General features: G+C 61.5%; 18 protein-coding genes. 8 read left to right on the top strand and 10 right to left on the bottom strand.

Going from position 1 to position 24,382, the window contains the following annotated elements; all coding sequences use genetic code 11:
* Nucleotides 1-73: 73 nt before the first annotated feature.
* The 9 genes from ACPPVV_RS15850 to ACPPVV_RS15810 all read right to left on the bottom strand — a co-directional run bounded on the left by ACPPVV_RS15850 (nucleotide 74) and on the right by ACPPVV_RS15810 (nucleotide 13,585).
* Nucleotides 74-1,936, bottom strand: a complete 1,863-nt coding sequence (locus ACPPVV_RS15850; RefSeq protein WP_426700832.1) for a methyltransferase domain-containing protein — start codon at nucleotides 1,934-1,936, stop codon at nucleotides 74-76.
* Between the two features lie 2 nt (nucleotides 1,937-1,938).
* The gene (locus ACPPVV_RS15845) at nucleotides 1,939-2,883 is read right to left on the bottom strand and encodes a glycosyltransferase family 2 protein (RefSeq protein ID WP_426700831.1); all 945 of its coding nucleotides are present in this window, start codon (nucleotides 2,881-2,883) and stop codon (nucleotides 1,939-1,941) included.
* Nucleotides 2,880-3,962 (bottom strand): NAD-dependent epimerase/dehydratase family protein, encoded by a 1,083-nt coding sequence (locus ACPPVV_RS15840; RefSeq protein ID WP_426700830.1) that lies wholly within the window; start codon nucleotides 3,960-3,962, stop codon nucleotides 2,880-2,882. Before ACPPVV_RS15840 ends, ACPPVV_RS15845 begins: the two co-directional genes overlap by 4 nt.
* A complete protein-coding gene (locus ACPPVV_RS15835) occupies nucleotides 3,959-5,122 on the bottom strand; it encodes an acyltransferase family protein (RefSeq protein ID WP_426700829.1) in 1,164 nt (387 codons plus the stop codon). Before ACPPVV_RS15835 ends, ACPPVV_RS15840 begins: the two co-directional genes overlap by 4 nt.
* 726 nt (nucleotides 5,123-5,848) lie before the next feature.
* A complete protein-coding gene (locus tag ACPPVV_RS15830) occupies nucleotides 5,849-6,793 on the bottom strand; it encodes an electron transfer flavoprotein subunit alpha/FixB family protein (RefSeq protein WP_426700828.1) in 945 nt (314 codons plus the stop codon).
* 117 nt (nucleotides 6,794-6,910) lie between these two features.
* The gene (locus tag ACPPVV_RS15825; protein WP_426700827.1) at nucleotides 6,911-7,657 is read right to left on the bottom strand and encodes an electron transfer flavoprotein subunit beta/FixA family protein; all 747 of its coding nucleotides are present in this window, start codon (nucleotides 7,655-7,657) and stop codon (nucleotides 6,911-6,913) included.
* A 115-nt stretch (nucleotides 7,658-7,772) separates the two neighbouring features.
* Nucleotides 7,773-9,833, bottom strand: coding sequence for a glycoside hydrolase family 99-like domain-containing protein (locus tag ACPPVV_RS15820; RefSeq protein ID WP_426700826.1), 2,061 nt, complete (start codon nucleotides 9,831-9,833; stop codon nucleotides 7,773-7,775).
* Nucleotides 9,834-9,883: 50 nt separating this feature from the next.
* The gene (locus tag ACPPVV_RS15815) at nucleotides 9,884-11,821 is read right to left on the bottom strand and encodes a glycosyltransferase (RefSeq protein WP_426700825.1); all 1,938 of its coding nucleotides are present in this window, start codon (nucleotides 11,819-11,821) and stop codon (nucleotides 9,884-9,886) included.
* A gap of 162 nt (nucleotides 11,822-11,983) precedes the next feature.
* Complete coding sequence (locus tag ACPPVV_RS15810; protein WP_426700824.1) at nucleotides 11,984-13,585, bottom strand: 4Fe-4S dicluster domain-containing protein; 1,602 nt, start codon at nucleotides 13,583-13,585, stop codon at nucleotides 11,984-11,986.
* A 168-nt stretch (nucleotides 13,586-13,753) separates the two neighbouring features.
* Here ACPPVV_RS15810 and ACPPVV_RS15805 point away from each other — a divergent pair, with 168 nt between their 5' ends.
* The 7 genes from ACPPVV_RS15805 (at nucleotide 13,754) to ACPPVV_RS15775 (ending at nucleotide 22,341) form a co-directional block, all read left to right on the top strand.
* Nucleotides 13,754-15,151: an amidase gene (locus tag ACPPVV_RS15805; RefSeq protein WP_426700823.1), complete on the top strand. Its 1,398-nt coding sequence runs from the start codon at nucleotides 13,754-13,756 to the stop codon at nucleotides 15,149-15,151.
* Between the two features lie 79 nt (nucleotides 15,152-15,230).
* Complete coding sequence (cysD, locus tag ACPPVV_RS15800; protein WP_426700822.1) at nucleotides 15,231-16,148, top strand: sulfate adenylyltransferase subunit CysD; 918 nt, start codon at nucleotides 15,231-15,233, stop codon at nucleotides 16,146-16,148.
* Nucleotides 16,148-17,998, top strand: coding sequence for an adenylyl-sulfate kinase (gene cysC, locus ACPPVV_RS15795; protein WP_426700821.1), 1,851 nt, complete (start codon nucleotides 16,148-16,150; stop codon nucleotides 17,996-17,998). Before cysD ends, cysC begins: the two co-directional genes overlap by 1 nt.
* An 83-nt stretch (nucleotides 17,999-18,081) precedes the next feature.
* Nucleotides 18,082-19,182 (top strand): glycine cleavage system aminomethyltransferase GcvT, encoded by a 1,101-nt coding sequence (gcvT, locus tag ACPPVV_RS15790; RefSeq protein ID WP_426700820.1) that lies wholly within the window; start codon nucleotides 18,082-18,084, stop codon nucleotides 19,180-19,182.
* A 99-nt stretch (nucleotides 19,183-19,281) separates the two neighbouring features.
* On the top strand, nucleotides 19,282-19,677 hold the full coding sequence (gene gcvH / locus ACPPVV_RS15785; protein WP_426700819.1) for a glycine cleavage system protein GcvH: 396 nt from the start codon (nucleotides 19,282-19,284) through the stop codon (nucleotides 19,675-19,677).
* 657 nt (nucleotides 19,678-20,334) lie between these two features.
* Entirely contained in the window at nucleotides 20,335-20,910 is a 576-nt protein-coding gene (gene metJ, locus ACPPVV_RS15780) for a met regulon transcriptional regulator MetJ (RefSeq protein ID WP_426700818.1), read from the top strand.
* Nucleotides 20,911-21,309: 399 nt separating this feature from the next.
* On the top strand, nucleotides 21,310-22,341 hold the full coding sequence (locus tag ACPPVV_RS15775) for an energy transducer TonB (RefSeq protein ID WP_426700817.1): 1,032 nt from the start codon (nucleotides 21,310-21,312) through the stop codon (nucleotides 22,339-22,341).
* Nucleotides 22,342-22,426: 85 nt separating this feature from the next.
* Here ACPPVV_RS15775 and ACPPVV_RS15770 read toward each other — a convergent pair whose 3' ends face one another.
* Nucleotides 22,427-23,722: a serine hydrolase domain-containing protein gene (locus tag ACPPVV_RS15770; RefSeq protein WP_426700816.1), complete on the bottom strand. Its 1,296-nt coding sequence runs from the start codon at nucleotides 23,720-23,722 to the stop codon at nucleotides 22,427-22,429.
* 55 nt (nucleotides 23,723-23,777) lie between these two features.
* Between ACPPVV_RS15770 and ACPPVV_RS15765 the strand changes: the two genes are divergently transcribed.
* Complete coding sequence (locus ACPPVV_RS15765; RefSeq protein WP_426703258.1) at nucleotides 23,778-24,365, top strand: LemA family protein; 588 nt, start codon at nucleotides 23,778-23,780, stop codon at nucleotides 24,363-24,365.
* Nucleotides 24,366-24,382: the final 17 nt, after the last annotated feature.

Raw genomic sequence — 24,382 nt, 5'->3', positions numbered from 1 at the left:
GTCTAATCATGGGCGGAAAGCGCTTACGACCCCGGGGCAGTCCACACTCGTTGCCCTAATGGCTATAGTTGATTCAGCGACGCCCAACCAGCGACTTTATACGTTCCGCAAATTTCCATGGTAGGGATGCCTTGATGGCCTCGATATGTTGCTGGAGCTGCCGCCCAGTCATTGCCCATAGCATGGGGTATGGGTAGCGGCGGCCCAGCAGGCGCGCAACGAGCCTTACGGGTGACCCAATGTTCCAAGTGACGCTGTGGCGAAGAAGATGGATTTGTTCCCGAAGTGCGTTCTCATAACGACCTTGGTCGCTTTCAGGATCCGGTAGTGGACCTGCACCACGGCCGTTGTGTCGATTCCGGTCTTCGACTAGATACCGCAAGCGGGTGGCGGCACCTGACTCGAGCAGAATGGGCAAATTATCGAGTTTGCGCCAAATGTGAAGGTGGTTGGCCCTCCATTCATCTTTCGAATGGATGGAGAAGGACGATTCGGCTCCTAGCCATTTCCGGTAAATGGAGGTGATTTCAGTGAGGCTGGCGACGCCGCATATCGCCGCCGTTCGCATGAAGAAATCCCAATCCTCAGTCGTCGTGAGCGATTCGTCAAAGCGGATGCCAAGACCTTCAAAAGCGGCCCTGGGGAACGCCAGTGATACAGGTGGCGTCTCGTTTTCGATTAAATGCTGGAAGAAGTCGAAAGTGTCGGGATAGCAGGCGTCCATGCCTGAAACTGCGCGGACACTCTGTTTGCCAAAGGTGGTTGTAACGGGTTCCCATGTCTGTGCCATATTCGCTGCGCGCAGCACTCTGCCGGGATTTTGCGCCGCCATTGCCCTGAATGACTCAACCCAGTGGCCAAGCACGATATCGTCGTCGTCAAGGATTGCTACATAGTGGCCACGAGCGCTTTCAAAGCCCACATTGAGTGGCTTGGTGCGATTGCCGTCTTCGACACGAATAAGTCTGACGCGCGCGCGCAATTCTTCATGCGTGTCCTCAATGATCCGCTCGACATCAAGTTGTGCCTGAGATGAAAGCTTGTGTCCGATCACGCAGACTTCGAAGTTCTGGCATGTCTGCGCGGACAAACAAAGTAGCACGTCGCGTAGCGTATCGATGCGACGCCCCTGCGTACGCGTGATAACCGAGAGAAATGGTGTTTCGCTATCCGTATTCGCATCGTCGAAGCCGGTCTGCGCGCTGGGTCCCGGCAGGTACACGCCAACAAACTGGTTGGTTCTTGCAGTCGCATCAACACCGTCGCGTAATTGTGCGAGGAATTCGTGGAGCAGAGTAGAGCTCGCCAGTGCTGGATGAAGCTTGGGGAAGTGCTGATCGCTGTTGACAACCTGGACGTCATTGGATTCGACCAGATGCCAGCCAGCCGCGCGCATCGTTGCTTTGAGCCCGTATTGGGTAAATCCGCGCAAATGCGTCCTGTCCAGCAATCCGGTATCCGTGTAGTCCCACCTGCCGAAAGCAAGTTTGAAACCGACATCCCGATGCGCGACGTTAGGCACTGAAACCACCAGTGGGCAGCAGTGGGTAGTGGCCACCCGTCGCAACATCCCGACGACGGCGAGCGGATCTGCAACGTGTTCGAGCACGTCGATGATCGACATCGAGCCGACACGGTTCGAGCCTATGGCATCCCGGATTATAGTTTCGGCAGCGGCCAGATCGTTCAGATCTATACGATGCACGTCAAAACCGCGTTCCTGGAGAGCTGACATGGCCTCGGCATCGATGTCGAAGCCGATATACCTCGAACCCAATCTCTCAGTGATCGGCTCAGCCATTCGCCCAACGCTACAACCTATGTCGAGGTGAATGGCCGGCTGCGCACTAGCAGTAGCGGGGGCATTTTTTGTCAACAAGCCAACGGCGTGACCGTAGACGTTGTCTTCGTAAAAGGGATTGTCGTAGGTATTCATGTTCAAAGCGGGAACCGATGTTTCGTGTAGAAATCGCCTTTAAACACGGCGACACTGTGTTTGGGATCTATCGGATCGGGAAGACTGTGGGCCTCTTTCCGCCGATCGAATTCCGCAGCGGCGCGGCGCAGATGTTCTGAATCTGACTTTGTGTAGAACGAATGCAGGTGCTTGGCAATATCCGGGCGTGAATACTTATAAGCAATCAATATTGCCGCTTCGGCCGAAAAATATTGCTCTGAGGTTGTCGGCGCCCATTTTCCCCCCGGCGCAAGGCGTTTGTCGTGAAAGGCCGCGGCCGATGGTTGATACACAACACGATAGCCTGCCAACCGCGCGCGCCACGAAAAATCCACGTCGTCGCAATAGAGGAAGAATGTGTCGCTGTCGAAGCCATTGAGCTCGCGCAGTACCTTTATAGGGATAAGGGCGCACGCAGTCGTTGCCCATTCAGTATCACCGGTCAACCGGTTGTATTCCTTGGGATGCTCGATCGGAAGCTGACGTGCCTCCACCAATCCGACGTTTTTGCTCGCCAACGGACGAGCGAGTTCGATCAATGCATCCGGCGCCAGCATAACGTCCGGATTCATGATGAGGACGGCATCGACGAACTCGCCGGTTGTTTCCGAGGCGTCCGCGTATGCAATGAGCGTGTTGTGTCCCTTGGCTGACCCCAGATTTGCCTGAAAATCTACATACTGCACGTCACGAAGCGCGTAACAGCTGCTTTTGATTTCTGAGAGTTGCTCATCGTTGAGTACAGGTTGGGATGAACTGTCGCCGTATACTAGCGTCACCGATGCCACGGCTCCCGCAGCAATTGCGAGGTCGGCGGCCCGGTTAAGATGAGCGACGGTTTGTGCGATGCGGCGCGGTTCGTTTGCGTAAAGTACCGAGTGGACGCGGACATGGCCGATGTTAGTCGTTGAGCTGATGGCGTTCATAGCTGAGGGAGTGTCTCCGGACGCTCGTCAATCCAATTGCAAAGTTTTCTGATGCCTTCTTCAGCGGTTATCCGTGGAATCCAGTCCAGTGTGGCCTGGGAAGCCTCTATATTACACGCGGCATGGCGTACATCCCCGTTGCGGTATTGACCGGTCACATGGGGTTCGGGGGCTCCGTAGATATCTGCAATAATATGAGCCAACCCGGCAATCGAGAGGGATCTTCCCGAACCTATGTCCACAAGGATGTTTCTGCGGTTGCTCGTTGCTGCCGCAACGATTGCGGACGCAACATCAGTAATGAAAACGAAATCACGTCGCATCAGGCCGTCTTCGTACAACGGGATGCTTCGGCCAGCCTTGGCTAGTCTGGCGAACAGAGATACGATCCCGGTGTATGGATTGGTCAGTGATTGACCTGGGCCATAAACGTTCTGAAGTCGAAGAATGTTGAGTGAAACGTCGAAGGCCTGCGCCCAGGACGACAGAATGTTTTCTTGGGCGAGTTTGGTGGCGCCATAAATGCTGGTGGGGCGGGCTTGGGTTGCCTGGGCGCTGAAAGGATTGCTTTGAAGGCCCGGAAAATCCCATTCCCCGCGCTCCAGCATGGGGGCTGAACGTTGACCAGGGTAGGTCAATGCGCCGTTTTGATCCTGCCAAGCGCCTTCGCCGTAGACTGCACGACTACTCGACAAAACCATGCGGGAAGGGAGGATTTTTCGCTCCGCGAGAGCATCGAGCATTCGCGCCGTACCCACCACGTTCACCATCGCGTGACGCGAACCCTCAGTAAGCGATTGCCCAGTACCCGTTTCTGCCGCGAGATGGATGACTGTTGATGGAGCGTATTTCGTCAATACGTCGTCCCACATATCCGCGGACGTGACATCGCCTACAACCAGCAATACGGCTTGGTGTAGCGCATCCGGTCGCTTCCCGCTGACATGTACCTGCGGGTGGAGATTGTCGATGGCAATTACCTGCTCGTAGTGGGTAGCCAATTGCTCTGATATCGAGCAACCGATGAACCCGGCGCCGCCTGTGACCAGGCAGCAACCCTTGGGCTTGGTATCTGTCATGCGCCTTGCTCCTCAATGGTTAGTTTCTTCGACGCCAGGTTCTTCCTCGGTTTGAGCGAGAGCATCGGTTTCTCGATAAGGTGCCATGAGAGGTAGGCTAGGACGAGTGCTATCGGTAAACTAATGAAGGCGTTTTGCAAAGCTGAAAGAGTGTTTCCGCTTAGATCATTGACACATTGCTGCACTAGGAATCCGTAGAGATACAAACCATAAGAAAAATCGCCGAAGCGCCCAGCGCCTTGCAGTAAGCGGTGCGAGGAAAGTGCAAAGGTCAGTACGACGTAAGGAAGCATGAAATAAAGAACGATTTCGTCGTGTACTGCCGTCGTCGGCGGCATCAGGGCAACGATTCCTATGAAAAATAGTGCAAGCACAGGGTTGAGGAGGCTCTCCCAGCTCATTTGCCTAACCAGCGCGCCGATCATGAAGTAAGGTGCCACATCGAGGGCACTGATGAGGTCGGTTCCGTAAATCACGGGGTGATTTGCCGGAACGCTCATCCGTACGAAATGGATACTGAAGAAGCAAAGGGCGATGCTTGCGCACAGAGCAACCATTTTGCTGTTCATCAGCCGATCGAAAAAGCAGACAAAAGGCAACAGCAGGTACATGGCGAATTCGATCGGAAGACTCCAGAGCGATCCATTGACCGCAATGGGGTAGCGATTGTTGGCGAAAAGGCCCGGAAGATCATAAACCGGGCTCAGAAATACGTTCTTTAAGTAAACATAAGTATGCGGCGTGGCAAAGTAATGGCCAATTGGCAGGGACGTAAGAGCAGGCCCAATGATGAAGATTGTGAGAATGCATATCACAAGCAACGCCGGAAAGATGCGCAACGAGCGTTTCAGCAGATAACTGATTGGTCGTGGGTCCAGTGTCCAGCTTGTGCAGATCAAATATCCACTAATGACAAAAAAAATCTTAACTGCCAAGGCTTGCACCGAGTTTCCCAGAAGCCCGGAGTCTGGCGTGCTCGTCAGCGGATGTGCGTGCCCAAAAATGACAACTGCTGCCGCGAGCAGACGAACGGCGTCGAAATTATTCTCGCGATGCATGTTGCGCTCCGGGATCGCAAGGTGGGTATGCGTGGCATCGGTTGAGTCGCAGCACGCCAAGCCATCGGAGATGAACAGCTTCCTGATCACATCTGCCGGCATCGTGGACTCTTAAGACGCATAGTCCCCAGCGTGACTTAGACATGCGGTTGACCAAAGATCCACGCGTAGTACGAGGTGACGAGGGGCGTGTCCGCACAATCTTCATTGTAAAAACCGTTGCATCGATCGCGGAAGCTAATCAGCGCCGAAAAGTCGAGACCATTGGAAGACGTGCTGCCTGTTACAGCATGCTGGGCAGATAGTTGATGCGAGCGCATGATAGCTTGGGCGCGTAGCTAAGCTAAAGTTACTCTCACATCACATATAATAGTGTCAAAACGGCATGATTACAGTAGGGCTCGGCCGGCCGAGGATGTCGTGTTCATGTTGTGCGACCTTGAAGCGCTCAACGCACATTTGGGCCAGCTGGCCTCCATCATCAATGTGCCAGAAGAAGAGATGCCAGCAATGGGCACGGTTCCTGCGTTGCCTCACTCCTGTCTCGTCGTTGGAATCGGGTCCGTTTCATACGTGACAACGACGTCGGCTAACGCGGGGGACGTAACGGAAGTGGGACAAACTGCTGCCCGGCAAAGAGAAGACGGTGGAGCATTGCGGTCAGCTGGGGCAGCATCAATGTGATGCCAAGTGCGAGTTGAAGGTAGCGGTCAGGCTTCTTCGGCCGTCTGGACGGCCGTTTCAGACTCAATAGATCAGAGCATCCTTAAACTGGACACCAATGGTCACATGACCATGATCTTGTCGATAAGGCGGAGACGGAGGTCATCAATTCAGCGCCTGTTCCAGTTCCGGGATGATCTTGAACAGATCCCCCACCAGGCCAAAATCGGCAATCTCGAAGATCGGCGCTTCACCGTCCTTGTTGATGGCGACGATGGTGCCGGCGTCCTTGATGCCGGTAAGGTGCTGGATCGCGCCGGAGATGCCGATCGCCATGTACAGCTCTGGGGCGATGATCTTGCCGGTCTGGCCGACCTGCAGGTCACTGGGGACATAGCCGGCGTCGACGGCGGCACGCGAAGCGCCAACGGCGGCACCGATCTTGTCCGCGAATTTGAAGATGATGTCGAAATTTTCCTTCGAGCCGACGCCGCGGCCGCCGGAAACGACCTTGCTCGCGCTTTGCAGGTCTGGGCGATCGCTGCTGCCTTGCTTCAGTTCGACGAAGCGAGTGTGAGTAGGCAGGCTGGCGTCGATGGTCAGTGCTTCGATCGGCGCGTTGCCGGCGCCGGTGGCGGCAGCTGGCCAGGATGCGGAGCGGATCGTGGCGACCACGATGTGGGCGGCGTCTGCCTCGACCGTGATGATGGCATTGCCGGCGTAGATCGGACGTTTGAAGGCGTGCGCGGCCTCCACACTCATCACGTCGCTGACCTGGGCGACGCCGAGGAGAGCTGCGACGCGCGGAGCGACGTCCTTGCCGAACGTGGTGGACGGTACGAATACGTGGCTGTAAGCGGTCGCGGCCTTGGCGATCTGCGGCGCCAGCACGGCCGCCAGCGGATGGGCGTTCTCGGGCCTGGCCACGGTGATTACGCGGCTCACGCCGTCGATCTTCGCCGCCTCGGCGGCGATCGTGTCGACGTTGTCGGCGAGCACCAGCACGTCGATGGCTTCACCCTTCACCGCGATGGCGGCGCTTACGGCGCGGGCGGTGGAGGAATTGAGTTTGCCGCCCAGATGTTCGGCGATGACCAGGATTTTGCTCATGTATGTCTCCGAAACTTGGTGTGTGTGTAGGAGCCCACTAGTGGGCGATGCTCTTCGTTGAAACTCAGGTTAAAAGCATCGCCCGCTAGCGGGCTCCTACAACGACAGGAATGATGTTTACAGCAGGCCTTTCTGCTTCAGTGCAGCGACCAGTTCGGCGGCGTCCTTCACCATCACGCCCTTGCTGCGTTTGGCCGGTGCCGCGTAGTGCGTGGTTTTCAAGTGATCATGCGCCTCGACGCTTAGCGAGCCGAATTCGATCGTGTCGATCGGCTTGGATTTGGCTTTCATGATGTCCGGCAGCTTGATGAAGCGTGGTTCGTTCAGGCGCAGATCGGTGGTGATCACGGCGGGCAGTTCCGCCTCGATCACTTCCAGGCCGGCGTCGACCTCACGTGTCACGGTGGCCTTGCCGTCGGCGATCTCGACCTTGCTGGCGAACGTGGCTTGTGGCCGATCCCACAAGGCGGCCAGCATCTGGCCGGTCTGGTTGGCGTCGTCGTCGATCGCCTGCTTGCCCAGGATCACCAGCCCGGGCTGTTCTTTCTCGATCAGCTTGAGAAAAACGCGGGCGGCGGTCAGCGGCTGCACCGCGTCGGTTGTGACGACGTGGATCGCGCGATTCGCTCCCATCGCCAGGCCGTTGCGCAGATGCGCAGTGAGGTCGGCGGGGCCGATGCCGACCACGATCACTTCTTCGGCGATGCCTTTCTCGCGCAGACGCAATGCCTCTTCGAGTGCAATGTCGTCGAACGGGTTGGCGGACAGCTTGACGCCGTCGGTGACCACGCCACTGCCGTCGGGTTTGACCTGGATGCGCACGTTGTAATCCACGACGCGCTTGTAGCCGACCAGTATTTTCATCTGCGATTCCTTACCACGTTGGCCGCCCCTGGTGGGGCGCGAGAAAGCCCATTCTACCTGCCATCAAACCATCGTACGAAATGACTTGCGCGACGGGCGACGCAGGGGACGGATATCAGTGACTGCGTCGTGCGTACGGATAAGGATCGGGCGCGGCTTCAACAAGACCGAGGACGCCAGCAGCGCTGACTGTACTGAAGCCGCCGGCACTTGCTGCCAGGCTGAAGATGCGTTCGATCGCGTGCGCGAGGGTACCGTCGAGTTGGCCGGTTTCGGCCTCGAATTCAGCCACTTCGAGATGAGTATCCAACAACAGGCGCAGGGCTTCTGGCCTCACCCAAAACATGCTTCCTGCCAAAAAATTGCACTGCTCGGCCTGTGATTCCGGAATATCGAGCCGGCGGACCAGATAATCGAAATTGGTTTGGTTGGCACCTTGGTACTGACGCAAGGGCTGCAGGTGGCCTTCGGCGCAAACCACCCCCAGCGTTTTGTCATTGTGGAAAGCGGCCAGGATGCTCCCGACCCGTTCGGGTGAGAGCAGTTTGTCGAGGAGTTCATGACGCCAGACGTCGCCATCCTCTCGATGGGTAGAGCGTTTGCCGTGCAGTTTCAGGACGGTGGTGACGCCCTCGTCGAGCAGGCGGTTCGCGACGTGCAGGAACGGAAGGATATCGCGGCCACGGTTCTCGAATACTTCGACCTCGGCATCGATGCCGAGTTTGTCTACGCGCTCGCGCACCGCCTGTTTGCGTTCGTAGGCGGTGGTGATGACGATGCGCCAGTCGATGCCACTGGTGCGCAGGGCAACAATGAGCTCTTCCAGTAGATCCGGATACCAGATGTGGATTACCACGCACGGCCGCATGTCTGAGTCGGGTGCGGGATGTAACGCATCGCGGGTCGACTGCAGCCAGGCGTGGCCGAGCCGGCTGTCCGGCTCAAGTACAGCGCCTTCGGCCCATTCGTTCCAGGCGTTGACGAATACCAGCGGTTGCGCAGGGAAGCGCCGGCGCGCCGTGGCGATCGCATGCCGCAGCCAGTCGCGGTAGCCGCGCGGCGAGGCACGCGTAAACACGCGTCCGCGGCCGCTACGTCGCGGCTCGTTGTCCCAACCGGGGTTGACGCCGGGGTAACGCGGATAGGTGGGGTCGGGTTGTGCCATCGACTGGTGCGCCAGTTCGCGCCAATCGTGCACGTCACCGCAATAGTCGGGATTAAGCAGGCGCTGGTGTGCCGTGATCGGCACTGGCGTGGTGTTGTTCGGCGGAAACTCCACCGCCGCGTCGAAGCCGATCTCGCGCGGATCGACCCGATCGAAACTCTGCACGTAGGCGAGCCGGATCTCACCTATGCCATGCGTGCGGCACCATTCGCGCCAGCGCCGGGCCGTGGCTTTCGGATCCGGCAACAGGCCAGGGCGATAGACCAGCAACAGCGGCCGGCCGTCCACGCGCAGATAGCGCGGATCGACGAGGTACTGCGCGACATGCTCGATGAAGGCGAGATCATCGGACGGGCTGTGTTGTTGACCGATGAGCATGTCGTCGGCGCGACCATCCCAGCGCCGCGACCAGTTTTCGTTTGCCCAACAAAGGCACAGTGGCAGATCCAGCGACGAGTCACTCAGCCACTGCTGCAGCGGTTGTTCCAGCAGAGTCTTGCCGGCAAACCAGTAGAAATAGCTGCAAAACGCGCCAACGCCGTAGTCGCGGGCCAGTTGCATCTGCTTTCGCATGGCATCCACGAGGCGCAGGTCGTAGAAGCCCAGTTCACCGGGCAGGCGTGGTTGCGCATGGCCTTCGAACTGCGGCAGCGCGCGGGTCACGTTGTGCCATTCGGTGAAGCCTTCGCCCCACCATGCGTCGTTCTCGGGGATCGGGTGAAATTGCGGCAGGTAAAACGCCACCACAGTAGCCGGCAGCGGTGTCGGCAGTTTGCCGTTGCGCCTGGGTGCGTAACCGATCGCCCGCCCGGCGGCGCGCGAGCGCGCGCGCCGCTCGACTTGCGACGCATCGCCGGACTGACCGCGCGGCCCGGGCGGCAGCAGGTAGAAGTGGCGATCCAGGAAGCGCTGACGCAGCCGATCGCGCGTGGCCGCGGGCATGGGAGTCAGCCGGAAGCCGGTCTGCAATACGGTAAACAGGCAGCGCTTGACGAGATCGCGAGGAGACATGGCGCTTTATCGGTGAGGATGCTGGAGCATCGTGGTTGGTGTGCCGTGGGTCAATCCAGCACCCTGCGCAGCACATCGGCAGCCGCAGCGGCGGAAAAATACCGTCGAACATTCTCCAGGCCGTTTTCGGAAAGCTGTTGCCAGAGCGCTTCATCGCTCTGCAATCGCAACACCGCCTCGACGAAGGCGGGGGCACTGTCAGCCAGCAGCACGTCCACGCCATCGGTGAGTTGCATGCCTTCCGTCGCAATGGTGGTGGCGATGACTGGCACGCCGTGACTCATCGCCATGTTGATCTTGCCTTTCACGCCGGCGCCAAAACGCAGTGGCGCCAGCGAAGCGAGACAGCTGTCCAGCCATGGCGCCAGTTCGGCCACACGACCATGCAGTTCGAGGCCTGGAGTGGCCAGTTCCCGTCGCACCGGTTCGGGTAGATCGCCGAGCACGTGAATGCGAACTTCCGGTAGGACTTCACGCAGCTGCGGTAGTATCTCGCGGGCGATCCAGCGGATCGCATCGCTGTTTGGCGGATGCCCGTGCCCACCGATGAAGACCAGATCCTTGCGTCCCGCGTACGGGTGTCGGCAATCGTGAACGTCGTGGATGTTGGACAGCAGTTCCACCCGCGCCTGCGGCAACGTCCGCGCCAGCAAAGCCTGTTCGTGCGGACTGACCACGAAGGTAACGTCGGATTGCTCGATCACGGCGAGTTCGCTGCGTCGGGAGGTCTCGGCCTGTCTGGCCAGCGTTGTATTGCCACTCAACTCAGCGGCGCGCTGTTCACGCAGGAAATGCAGGTCGACAGTGTCGAACAGCAACCTCGCCTGCGGTGCATGGCGACGAACCAGATCGGCGTATTGGCCGGCCACGGTATGTCGGCACAAGATCACCGCATGCAACTCAGCACCGTGCTCACGCAGCCAGCGCGGCAGATCAGACACCCACGGCCGGCACAACACTTCACAGCCCAGGCTGCCGAGCGCGGCGATTTCCGTCGGATTGGCGCGACCGTCATCCGGCAGAAAAGCGGTGCTCCAGCCGTGTTGGTCGAGAATGCGCAGGATCGCGAACAGGCGCAACGAGCCGGAATCACGCGCGGGCTCCGGTGTCATCGCGTCCACCACCAGCACACGCCCACGCCGACGCCAGCGTATGGCGCGTTCCAGCGGCGTGCCGGCGGGAGGTTGGGCAGCCAGTTCGGCCGTCCATTTGTCGACGAACTTCGCCCGATTGACCGATTGATAGCGCTTCATGCCGCTGTCCAGATCGGTGCCGGCGCTAATGCCTTCGCAGTGAATCACCATGCTGGAGGGTTCGTAATACGTGCGCAGGCCGAGTTTGCGTATTGCGAACGCCAGATCGACGTCCTCGTAATAGGCGGGCGCATAGCGCGCATCGAAGCGGCCAACGCGCCGGAATACTTCCGCGCGGACCAGCAGCGCAGCTCCCGAGACGTAGTCGGCCTCACGGCGATAAAGGAACGCCGGTGCATCGCGTGCCTCGAAGCGCCCGGTGTTCCAGCAGCTGCCGTCGGCGAACACCAGCGCACCGGCTTCCTGCAGGCGCCCATCGGGATAGACCAGCCGGCTGCCGGCAATGCCACAGTCGACGTGGTCGACGAAGCATTGCAGTAGCGCGTCCAGCCAGCCGGGCGTGACCTGGGTGTCGTTGTTGAGGAACAGCACGAACTCGCCTCGTGCTGCGTCGGCACCGGCATTGCAACTGCCGATGAAGCCGAGATTGGACGCATTGCGCAACAAACGCAGGCCGCCGACCTGCGCCAGCGTGGCGACGCTGTCGTCCGGAGAAGCGTCATCCACCACGATGACTTCGAACGTCGCCAGCGCGCCGTACTTCGCCAGCGAACGCAGGCAGGCAACGGTATGGGCGAGCTTGCCGTGGACCGGGATGACGACGGAAACCCGTGGTTCGTCGGTGATCGGCAAGGCGAACGGCGTGAACGGTCCGCCCAGCGGCAACAGCGTCAAGGCGTCATCGACCTCGGGTCGCGACTCCAGCTCCTGCCGAATTCGCGCCAGCGTGCCACGCCAGCCGCGCAGCGCAAAGCTGCCGCGCGTGCGCTGCCACAGGTAGCCGAGGCGTTTCAGACGCCATTGCAGGTTGCTGGCCAGTGGACTGCCCTCGACCGCTCAAAGATTCTGGTAATTCGGCCCCGAGCCACCTTCCGGCGTCACCCAGGTGATGATTTCGTACGGATCCTTGATGTCGCAGGTCTTGCAATGCACACAGTTGGCAGCGTTGATCTGCAGGCGTTTGCCGGTTTCGTCCTGAACGATTTCATAGACATTGGCGGGGCAGAAGCGGGTGCACGGATTGTCGTATTCGGTGGTGCATTGATCGATGCAGATGCTGGTATCGGCCACGTGCAGGTGGATCGGCTGGTCTTCGTCGTGCTCGGTGGCGGCGAAGTAGACGCCGGCCAGGCGGTCGCGCGGGGCCAGTGTGCGCTGCAGGTAGTCGCGCTTGGGCTCTTCCTGCGCGCCGACCTTGTGCAGTGACGACCAGTCGGCCTTGTTCTTCAGCGTCCACGGCGACAGGCCGACGGTGACGGTTTCCCACGCCGCGTTGAGCAGGCCGAACCACAAGCCCTTCTTGAAGGCGGGCTTGATGTTGCGCACCTTCTTCAACTCCGCCATGACCTCCGAACCACGCAGTTTCGCGTCGAAACCGCTGGCGTCGAGACCGCTGGCGGCGAGATGCTCGGCGGCCAGCATGCCGCTCTTCAATGCCTGGTGCGTGCCCTTGATCTTGGGTACGTTGAGCAGGCCGGCGGTGTCGCCGATCAGCAGCGCACCGGGCATTTCGCATTTCGGCAGCGATTGCCAGCCGCCGGTGACGATGGCGCGGGCGCCGGCGGAAAGGATCGTGCCGCCTTCCAGCAATGGCTTCACCATGGAATGGTTCTTCCATTGCTGGAACGCTTCCCACGGTTTGTATTCCGGATCGCTGTAGTCGAGACCGCTGATGTAGCCGAGCGCGATGCGGTCCTGGTCCAGGTGATACAGGAAGCTGCCGCCATAAGTATGCGTATCGGCGGGCCAGCCGAAGCTGTGCACGATCTTGCCCGGCGTGGCGCGACCGGCGGGCACCTGCCACAGCTCCTTGATGCCGATGGAGTAGCCCTGCGGATCGCTGTCGGCGTCCAGCTTGAAGCGCTTGATCAACTGCTTGGTCAGGCTGCCGCGCGCGCCTTCGGCAAGCACGGTGACCTTGGCCTTGATGTCGATGCCTTCGGTGTAGCCGGGCTTGTGCGTGCCGTCCTTCGCCACGCCCATGTCGCCGATGCGCACGCCGGCCACCGAGCCGTCCTCGTTATAGATGGTGTCCGCAGCAGCGAAGCCGGGGAATACATCCACCCCCAGCGCCTCGGCTTGTGGTGCCAGCCAGGAGCACATCGCACCCAGCGAGACGATGAAGTTGCCATGGTTGCGCATGCCCGGCGGCACCGGCAATTTGCGCCCGCCATCCTTGCTGAGCAGCCAGAATTCGTCTTCGCCAGCCGGTACGCAGATGGGTGGGGGGTTGTCGCGCCAGCCGGGCAGCAGGGCATCCAGTGGCTGCGGTTCGATCACCGCGCCGGACAGGATCTGCGCGCCGATGGTCGAGGCTTTCTCGATCACGCACACGTTTATCTCGGGCTTCAGCTGCTTGAGGCGGATCGCGAACGACAGGCCGGCCGGGCCGGCGCCGACGACGATGACGTCGTATTCCATGGTTTCGCGGTCGCTCATGGCGGACTCCAGCATGCGGGTGGTGGCACGGCTGCAGCCGTGCGTGGCGGTACATATCAGACCGTCATTGTCCGGTTTAAGGTGCCGTGCGGCAACGCGTGCTGCGTTACCGCTTGCAATCACTTCATCAGACGCGGTGATAATCAGGCCTCATATGAAGGAGTGTCCATGAATTCGATGCCGCCGATCGCCGATCTCGACCTGCGCCGCGCCACGTTGTGCCAACTGTTGCATTGGCTGGCAGTGGGCCGGGTACAGCCGCAGGCGCTGGCCGATGTCTACCAGCAGGCGATTGAGCGGCTCAATCCGGAACTGAACGCCTATGTCGATCAACGATCCGGCCTGCTGCAGGAACAGGCGAACATGGCGGACCGGCGTCGCCGCGACGGCGTGATCGGCCGACTGGATGGCATCCCGTTGGCCTTGAAGGACAATTTTGACATGGCCGGCTGGCCGACCCGGTGCGGTCTGCCGGGTCGCGACAAGCCCGCGCCGGAAGACGCCCATGTGGTGGCGCGACTGCGTGCGTCCGGCGCGATTCTGCTGGGCAAGACCAACATGGACGAGGGCGCACTGGGCGCGACCACCGACAACCCGCATTTCGGCGCCACCCACAATCCGCATCGTCACGGCTACAGCGCCGGCGGCTCGTCCGGCGGAGCGGCAGCGGCGGTCGCTGCAGGTCTGGCGGTGGCGGCGGTCGGCTCGGACAGCCTCGGTTCGATCCGCATCCCGGCCAGCTATTGCGGCATCTATGCGCTGAAGCCCACGCATGGCGAGATCTCCGCTCGCGGCCTGGTGCCGGCCGCACGCCGGCTCGATGCGGTGGGCCTGCTGGCGCGCAGCGCGGATGACCTCACGGTGCTGCTGCAGGTACTGGCCGGTTATGACGCCGACGATGCGCGCTCGCGACGTCGCCGCGTCGCCTTCGCGCTGCCGGATTGGGAGCCCGGCAATCTGCGTGCGGGCCTGTTACCCGATCTGGCCGCCGTTGGCGTGCAGCCGGAAGTCGTGGAGCTGTTCGAGACCGCCATGGCGAAGTTGCCGCATGCGCTGGGCGACCGGCGCACGGTCGATTTCGCCGACTGGGATTTCGGGCGCACTCGCCGGGCCGGCCTGCTGTTGATGGAGGCGGAGATGCTGGGCACCTTTGCGGCAGATATGGCCAACCCGGAACACCCGGTGTCCGCGCGTTTTCGCAACATGCTCGGATATGCGGCCGGCAAGAGCGCGGCGGATTACGCGGTGGCCGATCGGGTACTCGACGCGGCCACCCTGAAGATGCGCCGCTTGTTCGCCCAGGTCGACGTCTTGGTATTGCCGACCACGCCGCAGGGCGCGTTTCCGCTGGACGGTCCGGTACCCGATTCGCAGGCCGACCTGACCAGCTTCGCCAGCCTGGCCGGTTGTCCTGCGGTGAGCCTGCCGATGGGCAGCCTGGCCAATGGCATGCCGGTTGGCCTGCAACTGGTTGGTGCACGCGGTTCGGACCTTCGCCTGCTGGAACTGGCGGCGGTCTGCGCGGCGACGCTGGATGCCGACCCGGCGTATCCGGTGATGGCATGAGGTGCGTTCTGCAGCTGCCGAGGTTCCGCCGCGGCAAGGCGCATCGCCGCGTGGAAACCTTCGTCGAATCACTCATGGCATGACCGCTGCGTCCACGCACCCGCATACCCATCTCGATGACCTCGAGGCGGAAAGCATCCACATCTTTCGCGAGGTGCTGGCAGGCTACCAGCGGCCGGTGATGCTGTACTCGATCGGCAAGGACTCCGCGGTGCTGCTGCACCTGTTGCGCAAGGCGTTCTTTCCGGCGCGTCCGCCGATGCCTTTGCTGCACGTCGACACGACCTGGAAGTTCCGCGAGATGATCGCGTTCCGCGACCGGTTGGCCGCGGCCGGCGATGTGGAGATCCTGGTGCACATCAACCAGGACGGCCTGCACCAGGGCATCTCGCCGTTGACCCACGGCGCCACCGTGCATACCGACGTGATGAAAACCGCGGCGCTGAAGCAGGCACTGGATCAGTACGGTTTCGATGCCGCCATCGGCGGCGCGCGGCGTGACGAGGAGAAGTCGCGCGCGAAGGAGCGGGTTTTCTCGTTTCGCAATGCGCAGCACCGCTGGGATCCGCGCAACCAGCGCCCCGAGTTCTGGCACACGTACAACACAGCCATCCGCAAGGGCGAGAGTGTGCGAGTGTTTCCGCTGTCCAACTGGACCGAGATGGATGTGTGGCGATACATCGAGCGGGAGGGCATCGAGGTGGTGCCGCTCTATTTCGCCAAGCCGCGCCCGGTGGTCGAGCGCGACGGGGCACTGATCATGATCGACGATGATCGTTTCGTGCTGCGCGAGGGCGAGGTCGTGCAGATGCGCGAGGTGCGCTTCCGCACGCTGGGCTGCTACCCGCTCACCGGTGCGGTGGAGTCCTCGGCCGACACGCTGGCGAAGATCATCGACGAGATGGCCAACTCACGCAGCTCCGAGCGGCAGGGTCGGGTGATCGATCAGGACCCGGCCGCGTCGATGGAACGCAAGAAACAGGAAGGCTACTTCTGATGGCCGCGTCGAACGCACCGGGCCTGCTCCGTTTCATCACCTGCGGCAGCGTGGACGACGGCAAGAGCAGCCTGCTCGGCCGGCTGTTGTATGACGCCGGCATGCTGCCGGACGACCAACTGGCGGCACTGGCCCGCGACAGCCGCCGCCAGCACGGTGGCGCCGCCGAGGTACTCGATTTCGCCCTGCTTACCGATGGCCTGGACGCGGAGCGCCAGCAGGGCATCACTATCGACGTGGCGTATCGCTACTTCCACACGGCGCGACGCAGTTTCATCGTGGCCGATTGCCCGGGTCACGAACAGTACACGCGCAACATGGCCACCGGCGCCTCACATGCCGAACTGGCCGTGGTGCTGGTCGACGCGCGCAAGGGTGTGTTGGTGCAAACGCGCAGGCACACCTATATATGCGGCCTGCTGGGCATCCGGCAGGTCGTTCTGGCGGTGAACAAGATGGACCTGGTCGACTACGACCAGGCGACCTATGAGCGGATGGCCAACGAATACCGTGGGCTGGCACAGGATCTGGGCATTGCCCAGGTGCACTGCCTGCCGGTGGCCGCGCTCAGTGGCGAGAACGTGGGTTCGCGTTCGTCGCTGATGCCCTGGTACACGGGCGGCAGCCTGCTCGAGTTGCTGGAGTCGGCCGATGTCACGCCGTTCCGCGCGACCCAATTCCGCATGCCGGTGCAGTGGGTGAACCGTCCGGATCACGCATTCCGTGGTTATGCCGGCACGGTCTGCGGTGGCCGCGTGGAACCTGGCGATGACGTCGTGGTGCAGCCGGGCGGACAACGCGCGCGCATCGATCGCATCGTCACTGCCAGTGGCGATCTGTCCGTCGCCACGGATGGCCAGGCGGTAACGCTGTGCCTGGATCGCGAGATCGACGTGAGCCGCGGCGACGTGATCGCCGATGCGCTGCACCCCGCCCCGGTCGCCGACCAGTTCACCTGTCACCTGCTGTGGCTGGGCGATGCGGCCCTGCTGCCCAATCGCACCTACTGGTTGAAGATAGGCAGCCGCACGGTCAACGCGCGGGTGATGTCGATCAAGCACAAGGTGGACGTCAACAGCCAGGCGAAACTCGCCGCCCGGCAGCTCGTGCTCAACGAGGTGGGTTATTGCGCGTTGGGCCTGGACGACGAGATCGCATTCGAGGCGTACGCGGACAACCGCACGCTGGGCGGCTTCATCCTCATCGACCGACAAAGCAACGCCACGGTGGCATGCGGCATGCTGGACTTTGCCCTGGAGCGTTCGGCCAACGTGCATTGGCAACACGTCGACATCGACAAGGCGGTGCGTGCTGACAGCAAGGGACAACAGCCGCTGTGCCTTTGGTTTACCGGCCTGTCCGGCGCCGGCAAGTCGACCGTGGCGAACCTGGTCGAGCGGCGTTTGCATGCGCTGGGGTACCACACCTATCTGCTCGACGGCGACAACGTGCGGCACGGCATCAACCGCGATCTGGGCTTCACGCCGCAGGATCGCGTCGAAAACATCCGCCGGATTGCCGAAGTGGCGCATCTGATGGTGGATGCGGGCCTGATCGTGCTGGTCAGTGCGATTTCGCCGTACCGCAGTGAGCGGCGATCGGCGCGCGAGCTGTTCGCCGCGGCGGAGTTCATGGAGGTGTTCGTGGATACGCCGCTGGAAGAGTGCGAGCGGCGCGATCCCAAGGGCCTCTATCGAAAGGCGCGTGCGGGCACGATCCGCAACTTCACCGGCATCGATGCCCCGTACGAACGCCCGCAGTCGCCGGACATCCATCTGCTGGGCGGCAACGGCATGCAGGTCGAGCAACTGGCCGAACAGGTCATCGCGCAATTGCCTGGTGTGCGCTGATTCGCTTTCAGACCGGGTATCGCTTGGATTGATCGGGGCCGCCAGCGATAATGCAGGACTTTCCCCGCCAGGCGACCCCGCAGATGACCGAGAAGACCGTACTCAACGCCACCCATCGTGCGCTTGGCGCACGCATGGTCGATTTCGGCGGTTGGGACATGCCGATCAACTACGGTTCGCAGATCGAGGAGCATCACGCGGTGCGTCGCGATGCCGGCATGTTCGACGTTTCACACATGACCGTGGTCGACCTGCACGGCGCGCGCACCCGCGAATTTCTGCGCCACCTGCTGGCCAACAGCGTCGACAAGCTGAAAGTCACCGGCAAGGCACTCTACTCATGCATGTTGAACGAGCAGGGTGGCGTGATCGACGACCTGATCGTGTACTTCTTCGACGAGGCGCACTTCCGCCTGGTGGTCAATGCGGCCACCCGCGACAAGGACCTGGCCTGGATCGAAGGTCAGGCGAAGGCGTTCGACGTGGAGGTGAAGGAGCGTCCGGACTTCGCCATGATCGCGGTACAGGGGCCGAATGCGCGCGACAAGGTGCTTGGCCTGCTGCATGAAGTCGACCGGCCACGCATCGCCAAGCTCGGCAAATTTTCCGCGGCGGCGGCGCAGGGCCCGCATGGCATGCCGTTGTTCGTGGCGCGCACCGGTTACACCGGCGAGGATGGTTTCGAGATCATCGTGCCGAACGATCACGCCGTCGCGCTGTGGGAAGCGCTGCTCGGCGCCGGGGTGGCCCCGGCCGGCCTCGGTGCGCGCGACACGCTGCGACTGGAGGCCGGCATGAACCTGTACGGCCAGGACATGGACGAATCCGTCTCGCCGTGGGAGGCCAACCTCGGCTGGACCATCGCACTGGACGAAGGCCGCATGTTCATCGGCCGCGCCGCACTCAAGCAGCAGAAGACTGCCGGCGTGCCGCGAGTGATGGTCGGGGTGGTCCTGGACGACAAGGGCGTGCTGCGTCATGGCCAGAAGGTGCTGACCACCGCTGGCGAGGGTGAAATCCTTTCCGGCAGTTTTGCGCCGACCCTCAACAAGGCGGTGGGGTTTGCGCGCATACCGGCCGGCGAGCCGGGCGACGTGCGTGTCGACATCCGCGGACGTGAAGTGCCGCTGCGGCTAGTGAAATATCCATTTGTACGTGATGGCAAACCCTGCGAGGGGATTTGAGCCACGCGTTGTGCCGTGCCACGGCACGTTTCTATCACGGCGGATATGGCTAGAATCTCCGCCGATAACCTGACCCAATCAAACAACTGGACCCCGATCATGAGCGAGATTCCTGGCGATCTGAAATTCCTCAAGTCCCACGAGTGGGCCCGCGTCGAAGACGACGGCCTGGTCCGGGTGGGCATCTCCGACCACGCGCAGGGCCAGCTCGGTGACCTGGTCTACGTCGAACTTCCGGAAATCGGTTCTGCCGTGAAGGCCGGCACCGGCGCAGCCGTGGTGGAATCGGTGAAGGCGGCCTCGGACATCTATTCGCCGGTGTCCGGTGAGGTGGTGGAGATCAACGAGCTGCTCAACGACAAGCCCGAGACCATCAATGAGGACGCATTCGGCGAAGGCTGGATCTTCCTGGTGCGCCCCAGCGATCGTGCCGAGCTCGATGAGCTGCTCGACGCGAACGATTACGAAGAGCTGGTCGAGAACGAAGACCACTGAACCTCGCCATCGTGTGACCCGCCGGCCGCCGAGTGCGGCCGGTGTCGTTTTCGGTATCGATACATGCCATGCCATTGATCGACGCCGGTGATTCCTTCGTCGACTTCTTCGCGGTGGAGCGGAAGAATTCGCGATGAAGTTTGCGCGTCGCGTGCATGCCATTGTCGATGCATTTCTTCGCTCGAAGTCGTCGCGTTCGTGTCTTCGCTCGACGGCGTTACCGACACCACGACGGGCCGTCTGGGGCGCGGCCGGACGTTTTGGGGCCGCCCGGCCAAATTTTTTTTCGTGTCGAAAATGTGGATTTTGGCGACTTCAGTCGTGTTCCGTTCATCTCCCGGGGACGTTCCGGAAGACAGGATTTGGCCTCCTGAAATGGAGTTGTCGTGACGGCCGTCTATTGCACTTTCGGCGGGTGCATGCCTTGAAATCAAGGTGTGGCAACGGTTGCGGGACTCCACGCTGTTTTCATACAAATATTATATGGACGTTTGGACGTCCAATTGATAATGCCATCAAATATGGCCAAAGCCTTGCCATGACGGACTCCCGGGTGGATTGGGGTGGGGTGAAGTGGTTTGATTTCATGACTAAAATCAATTGACAGCTGAAATCTTCAGGGATAGCTTTCGCAACAGATCACGGGGAATGCGTTTTATGGCAACAACGAAATTCATCAAGCCCTATGTCGAGCACGGTGAAAAGGCCAATGCAGTACGCAAGATCACTGTCTCGATTCCGCTGCATGTATTGCGGCGGCTTTCCGATTTGCGCACCCACCGTCAAGTGAACAATCTTCGGCACGCTACCAACAGCGACTTGTTGGTTGAAGCGTTCCTGCACGCTTTTACTGGGCAACCACTGCCAACTGATGAGGAGCTGAGACGAACCATGGCCACTGCCAAGAAATCCACTGCAAAGAAACCGGCCGCCAAGAAGGCCGCCGCCAAGAAGTCCACCACGAAGAAGCCTGCGGCCAAGAAGCCGGTCGCCAGGAAGCCCGCCGTGAAGAAGGCTGCCGCCAAGAAGTCGGCTGCCAAGAAGCCGGCCGCCAAGAAAGCTGCTGCCCGGAAACCGGCAGCTGCCAAGAAAGCCGCCGTGAAGAAAGTCGCGGTGAAGAAGGTCGCGAAGAAGGCTGCGCCGAAGAAGGCCGCCGCCAAGAAAGCTGCTCCGGCCAAGGTGATGAAAGCCACCAGGACCGCGAAGGCTTCCAAAACCAAAGCCAAGAAGTAAGTAATACGCGTCAACAAGCAACACCACCAATAAGACAAGCAACATCGACTTCTCTCCCCGCGGTGCCCAGCGCGGGGAGAGCACTTCGAGAAGATTCGTCCCGGCTCCGGCCGGGATGCTTCGTTTGTGGAGTTGGAAAACGCCGCCGGTCCACCCGGTGCGCCGCGTCATTGCCATGTCGGACCGGTCGCCGCGGGGAACGGGTTACCCGGACCGGATTCCTGGCAGCCTCCCTGCACAATTTCCCGCCCGATGCCGTGAAACCACGCACTATTTGCCGTGCTGTGCCATTGGGGTTACCTTTCGCACATCCGCGCCGCGGTGAATCCGGGGGATTCGCCGCTCCTGGATCGACAGGGGGAAAAAGCGCGGGTATCTGTCGACACTCAGCGAGAGACCATGGATACCCGATACATACTCGAAACACGCAGGCATGCGCGTGGGGCCGTTCGGCCCGTAGCCATCGCCGTCATCGTCGTCATCGCCCTGCTGGCGGTTGGCGCATGGTTCCTGATCATCAAGCCGCACCAGGAGTTGATGATGGCCGACTCGGGCGGGCATCCGTCCACGCCGGTCTCTACCGCGACGCGAGCGGCACCGCCACCGGCCAACGTGGCAGCGATGGACGTCAATCAGCTGCTGGCCGAAGCACGTACCGCGATGAACGAACAGCGTTACCTGGCGCCCACCGGCAACAACGCGTTCGAGTTCTACCTGCGCGCGATGGAAAAGGATCCTGGCAACAAGGTCGCTTCCGACGCATTGCGCGAGACGTTCCCGTTTGCGGCCACATCGGCCGAGCAGGCGATCAACTCGCGTGACTTCAACGAAGCGCAGCGCCAGATCGACCTGCTGGCCAAGGCGGATCCGACCAACTTCACCCTGACCATCCTGCGCTCGAAGCTCGATGCCCAGCGCAAGACGCTGGACAAGCAGCAGCAGCTTGCTGCCGATCAGCAGAAGGCGCAGGAGCTGGCCACCCAGAAGGCTGCAGCGGACAAGGTGGCGCAAGTGAAGCTGGTCGAGCAACAGCAGGCCCAGCTGGCCGAACAGGAGCGGCAGGCAAAGGCTCGCGCAGCGCAGCAGGCGAGCCAGCCCGCGGCTCCCCCGCCGGTGGCGAGCGACGACACGGCCTCGGCCGATAGTGGCAGCGCGGGCGGACAGAGCAGTACCGCGGTGCTGCTGAAGGCATCTCCGGCGCGTTATCCCACGGCGGCGATGCGTGCGCGGCAGGAAGGCTGGGTGCTGGTTTCATTCACGGTCGATGCCGACGGGCGAACCGCCGACATCAAGGTGCTCGAATCGCAGCCGCGGCGCGTATTCGATCGCTCCGCGGAGGACGCCGTGGGACGTTACCGGTTCACGCCGGCGATGAAGAACGGCGTGGCGGTATCAACCACCAAGCAGCAGCGGATCGAGTTCAAGCTCTGATCGAACCCGGCTTGACACACTCGCAATAGACGGACGGCGCATGGGTTTCCATGCGCCGTCTTCCGTTCGAGTGGATGACCCTCGCTCAGTGGCGATGCACCGGCCGACGCTTGCGTGCGGGTTTGCGTTTCCTGGCAGGCGGCGCCGATGCCTTCGCCTGGCCTTCGATGTTGGCCCAGTCCACGTGGGGCAAGCCGAGCAGGTCGTCGAGCACCATCGGCATCAAGCCGCTGGGAATGGGGCCGGTGGAGTTCCAGAGGGTAACCACGCCAGCGTGGTATTTCGGAAAGAAGCCGATCATGGTGCGGTAACCGGCCACCGCGCCGGCGTGATAGATCAGGGTTTCGCCACCGTATTCGTATACCCGCCAGCCCAGTGCATAGTGGGCGGCTGTCAGGCGTGCCCGGCGCCACGGTGTGGCATGCAGTTCGCTGGGCGTGGCGACGCCCGGTGTGTGAAGCACATCGAGCAACGAGGCTGGCAGCACGTCGGGGCGGCCGCCCATTTGCGCGATCAGCCATTTTTCCATGTCGCGCAGGCTGGCGTTGACGCCGGCGGCCGGCGCGACCCTGTAGTAGGTTTCGTTCGGTTCGAACGGTATCCAGCCGCGGCTGGAGGCACGATGCGGACGTGCCCAGCTCTTGCTGGATTCCAGCGCGGCACGACCGTAGCTGGCGGTGGCCATGCCCAGCGGGTAGAACAGGCGCTTGTCGACCTGGCGATAGAAGAAGTCCCCGGTGCGCGCGAGTATCACGTCGCCGATCATGCCGAAGGCGACGTTCTGGTAGCCGTAGCACTGGCCGACACCGCAGACCAGGCTCACCTCGTCGAGTTTGCGGACCAGCTCTTCGTACGGGATGTCGTCCTCGAGCATGCTGTCGTAGGTATTGCGCGGCAGTCCCAGCCGCTGCCCCAGGATGTCGCTCACCGTGGCCTGGGAGGCGGCCTCCATGTCCTTGAGCTTGAAGTAAGGCAGTACGTCGACCAGCTTGGTGTCCCAGCCCAGCTTGCCGTCCTCGACCAGCAGGCCGGTGATCGCGGTGGCGAAGGCCTTCGACAGCGATGCCAGTCGAAACACCGTGTTCGGCGTGACCGGCTGCTTGGTGGCCGCATCGGCATAGCCAACCGTTCCCTCGAAGACCACCTTGTCATTGACCACCACGGCGGTGACCAGTCCGGCCACGGCATGGTGCTCGGGCAGGCGATTCAACCAGCGTTGGTAGTCGGCGAGAGTTTGCTTGACCCGCGCTGGCGGCAGTGTCTGCGGCATGCCGTGCAAGCTGCCCGGCGTTGTCGAAGGAGGGGGCGAGGCGGCGAAAACCGGTGTGCAGGCCAGTCCGAGTGTGCCCGCGATCAGCAGAAAGATCTTTTGAAACTGCATGGTATTCTGATGTGATTCCGGCGTGGGGATGCGCCTCAGGGTGGAGAGCTTGGCGATGGGCCTGATCATTGTTCTGATTGTTGTCGTTCTGATTGTCTTGTACTTCGTGTCGATCTACAACGGACTGGTGACATCGCGCAATGGCTACAAGAATGCCTTTGCACAGATTGATGTGCAGCTGACCCGTCGGCACGACCTGATCCCGAACCTGGTCGAGACCGCCAAGGGTTACCTCGCGCACGAGCGGGGTACCCTCGAAGCCGTGGTGCAGGCCCGCAATGCAGCGGTCAACGGGCTGGCCGGTGCCAAGGCCAACCCGGGCGATCCGGCCGCGATGCAGCAGTTGGCCAGCAGCGAAAATGCTTTGACACAGACTTTGGGTCATTTGTTCGCGCTGCAGGAAGCCTATCCCGACCTGAAGGCAAACCAGACGATGATGCAGCTCTCCGAAGAGCTGACCTCCACCGAGAATCGGGTCGCGTTTGCGCGGCAGGCCTATAACGACTCGGTGCTGACCTACAACAACAAGCGCGAGGTCTTTCCGGCCTCCGTTGTGGCGAACGGGTTCGGTTTCGCTGTGGCCGAGCCGCTGAAGATCGAGGATCCGGCCGTGCGCGACGTGCCGAAGGTTTCCTTCAGCTGATCGCCGCTGCATCGCGG

The sequence above is a fragment of the Rhodanobacter sp. Col0626 genome, assembly GCF_049994385.1.
GTDB lineage: Bacteria > Pseudomonadota > Gammaproteobacteria > Xanthomonadales > Rhodanobacteraceae > Rhodanobacter.
The sequence above is the reverse complement of the archived record's forward strand: the minus strand, read 5'-3'. Positions and strand labels throughout refer to the sequence as shown.